This window comes from Amycolatopsis kentuckyensis (genome assembly GCF_002155975.1).
In the GTDB taxonomy this organism is placed as follows: Bacteria; Actinomycetota; Actinomycetes; order Mycobacteriales; family Pseudonocardiaceae; genus Amycolatopsis; species Amycolatopsis kentuckyensis.
On the sequence record NZ_MUMI01000622.1, the window covers coordinates 1 to 3,620 of the forward strand.

The 3,620-nt window shown below is 69.1% G+C and carries 2 protein-coding genes; one reads left to right on the forward strand and one right to left on the reverse strand.

Going from position 1 to position 3,620, the window contains the following annotated elements; translation table 11 throughout:
- Positions 1-271: 271 nt before the first annotated feature.
- Positions 272-2,161, forward strand: coding sequence for a molecular chaperone HtpG (htpG, locus tag CCN39_RS43920; protein ID WP_167455363.1), 1,890 nt, complete (start codon positions 272-274; stop codon positions 2,159-2,161).
- A gap of 165 nt (positions 2,162-2,326) precedes the next feature.
- Here htpG and CCN39_RS43925 read toward each other — a convergent pair.
- Positions 2,327-3,620: glycoside hydrolase family 76 protein (locus CCN39_RS43925; RefSeq protein ID WP_086852650.1), on the reverse strand; the 1,294-nt coding region annotated here is incomplete at its 5' end.

A 3,620-nucleotide genomic window follows, 5' to 3' on the forward strand; every position in this document is an offset into this window, starting at 1 on the left:
TGGTGGGGACGGGGTGGTCGGCGACGCCCGCCGCGGTGGCGGGCGCGGCGAAGGCGGTGGTCAGGGCACAGGCCGCGGCGAACACGGCCGCCCACCGGGGGAAGCGTCCGGGCACTCGATCCTCCTTGATCGGCAGCGGGGCGTGGCCAGCATCACACCGGGAGCCGCCGGCCCCTACATTGCGTTCATAAAGTGCGCGGTCCCGTGCTGCCGGGCCCGGTCGGTAGGATCGACCCAACAACGGCCGCCGGACATGCGGAAAGGAATGGAAGTGACTGCCCCGATCGAGACGCTGGAGTTCCAGTCGGAAGCGCGTCAGCTGCTCCAGCTGATGATCCATTCGATCTATTCGAACAAGGACACGTTCCTGCGGGAGCTCGTGTCCAACGCCTCCGACGCCCTCGACAAGCTGCGGCTGGAGTCGTACCGCGACAAGGACCTCGAGGCGGACACCGGCGACCTGCACATCGCGATCGAGACGGATCCGGAGGCGCGGACCCTCACGGTGCGCGACAACGGCATCGGCATGACCCGCGAAGAGGTCGTCGCCCTGATCGGGACGATCGCCAAGTCCGGCACCGCCGACTTCCTGACCAAGCTGAAGGAGGCGAAGGACGCGGCGGCGTCGCAGGACCTGATCGGGCAGTTCGGCGTCGGGTTCTACGCGAGCTTCATGGTCGCGGACAAGGTCACCCTGGTGACGCGCCGCGCGGGCACCGCCGAGGGCGTCCGCTGGGAGTCGACCGGCGAAGGCACCTACACGATCCAGCCGGTCGAGGACGCGCCCCAGGGCACCGCGGTCACGCTGCACCTCAAGCCCGAGGACACCGAGGACCACCTCTACGACTACACGTCCGCGGCGAAGATCCGCGAGATCGTGAAGAAGTACTCCGACTTCATCACCTGGCCCATCCGGATGCGGGGTGAGGGTGAGGAAGCCGAGACCGTCAACTCGATGAAGGCGCTGTGGGCGCGGTCGTCGAGCGAGGTCACCGAGGACGAGTACCACGAGTTCTACAAGCACGTCAGCCACGACTGGCAGGACCCCCTGGAGACGATCCGGCTGCAGGCCGAGGGGACGTTCGAGTACCAGGCGCTGCTGTTCCTGCCCTCGCACGCGCCGATGGACCTGTTCCTGCGGGAGCGCAAGCGGGGCGTGCAGCTGTACGTCAAGCGCGTGTTCATCATGGACGACTGCGAGTCGCTCGTCCCCGAGTACCTGCGGTTCGTCAAGGGCGTCGTCGACGCGCAGGACCTCTCGCTGAACGTGTCGCGCGAGATCCTGCAGCAGGACCGGCAGATCCAGCTGATCCGCCGTCGCCTGGTGAAGAAGGTCCTCTCGACGGTCAAGACGATGATGACCGCCGACGCCGAGAAGTACGCGACGTTCTGGCGCGAGTTCGGCCGGGCGGTCAAGGAGGGCCTGCTCGACGACTTCGAGAACCGCGAGGCCATCCTCGAAATCTCGTCGTTCGCCTCGACGCACGACGCGGAGAAGCCGACTTCGCTGCGCGACTACGTCTCGCGGATGAAGGAGGGCCAGGAGCACATCTACTTCATGACCGGCGAATCGCGGTCCGCGATCGAGAACTCGCCGCACATGGAGGCGTTCCGCGCCAAGGGCTACGAGGTGCTGGTGCTGACCGACCCGATCGACGAGATGTGGGTCGACTCGGTGCCGGGCTTCGACGGCAAGCAGTTCCAGTCCATCGCCAAGGGCCAGGTCGACCTCGAGTCGGAAGAGGACAAGAAGGCCACCGAGGTCGCCCGCGAACAGCGGAACAAGGACTTCGAGAGCCTGCTGACGTGGATGGGGACGGCGCTCGGCGACACGGTCAAGGAGGTCCGCCTCTCGTCGCGGCTGACGACGTCGCCGGCCTGCATCGTCGGCGACACCCACGACCTGACCCCGACGCTGGAGAAGATGTACCGCGCGATGGGGCAGGAGCTGCCGCCGATCAAGCGCATCCTCGAGCTCAACCCGGAGCACGCGCTGGTGACGGGGCTGCGCGAGGCACACGCTTCCCGCCCGGAGGACGAGGGCCTCGCCGAGACGGCCGAGCTCCTCTACGGCATGGCCCTGCTGGCGGAGGGCGGCGAACTCGCCGACCCCTCCCGCTTCATCAAGCTCCTGGCCGGCCGCCTGGAGAAGACCCTCTGAGTCGTGACTGAGCCCGGAACTCGCGTGACCGAGCCCGTGACTCGCGTGACTGGGCCCGGAACTCGCGTGATTGGAGCCGGAACTCACCGGTTCCGGCCCCAATCACGCGGGATCCGGCTTCGATCACGCGAGATCCGGCTCTGATCACGTGGGTTCCGGCTTCCGTCACGGGGCCGCGTTCATCAGGTCCAGGGCGCTTTGCTGGCGGGCCGCGTCGGGCTGGTCGAACGGGCCTGCCCACAGCAGGCCGTAGGCCTCCGCGCTGGTGCGGTCGTTCGCGTACGCCGCGTTCGCCTGGCGTTGCAGGTAGGGCGTGTACGGGTGGTCGGAGAGCGCCGCGTTCAGCACGGCCAGGTCCCGGACGTAGACACCCTTGAACGAGGGGCCGTCGACGCCGCCGCCTCCGGCCGTCTCGCCCGGGTCGCGGAGGATGCCGCCCGGGTTCAAGCCCGCGTTCGACGTCGACGCGTTCGCCATCGCGCGGGCCTTCGTCAGCAGGCCCGCGTCGCCGGTGGCGCGGTACAGCTCGGTCAGCGCCGCGAGCGGCACGCCCTGGTTGTACGACCAGACCGGCTGGCCGTTGTTGGCGCAGGTCGACGTGGTCAGGCCGTCGTTGACCAGGTTCGAGCCGTTGATCATGCCGGTGCCGGCGAACCAGGTCCAGCCCGCGCGGGCGCGTGCCAGGTACGCCGTGTCGCCCGGGATCCGGTTGTGCAGCGCCGCGTTCAGCTGGATGTACAGCGAGTTCGGAATCGCGTTCTTGTACGTGCGGCCGGTGCTCCACCAGACCCCGCCACCGCAGACGCCGTCCCAGTACGCGTACATGTGGTCGGCGTCCGCGCGGGCGGTGTTCAGGTACTTGCTGTCGCCGGTCAGGTCGTAGGCGTCGACCCACGCGAGGCCCCACCAGCCCGTGTCGTCGAGGTAGTCGTTGCGGAACTGGCCGCCCTGGGCCGCGAGGTTCTTCGTGTACGTCGTGTCGATCGCGTAGCGGTAGCTGCCCATGCCGCTGATCCGGATGTTGTCGATGACGGCGGTGAGCGCGTTGGCCGAGTTCCACCACCCGGTCGTGTCGAAGAGGCCGGTGCCGAGGTTGTACCGCTCCATCAGCGCCGTGGCGGCCGCGGTGCGCCGGTCCCAGGCGTTCCACGTCGGGCGGGCCCAGCCGGTGCAGGCGATGGTCCCCGACCCCGCGGGCTGCCCGCACGCCCGCAGCAGGCCGACGCCCCTGTTCGCCCAGTCGTCGGCGTTGTACATCAGCGTCCGCCAGCCCGTGGCCCCGGACGGCGTTGCGGTGTCGCCGAGTTTGCTGCCCGACGCCCACGTCCGCCCGGCGTCGAACGAGCGGTCCAGCCAGACGTGGTCGCCGGCCGCACCGCCGGTGATCGCCGCCCAGCCCATGGCGTCGGCGTCGTCGAGGTGCAGGGAGAGCCGGCGGCCGCCGACGCCGGCCGAGGGA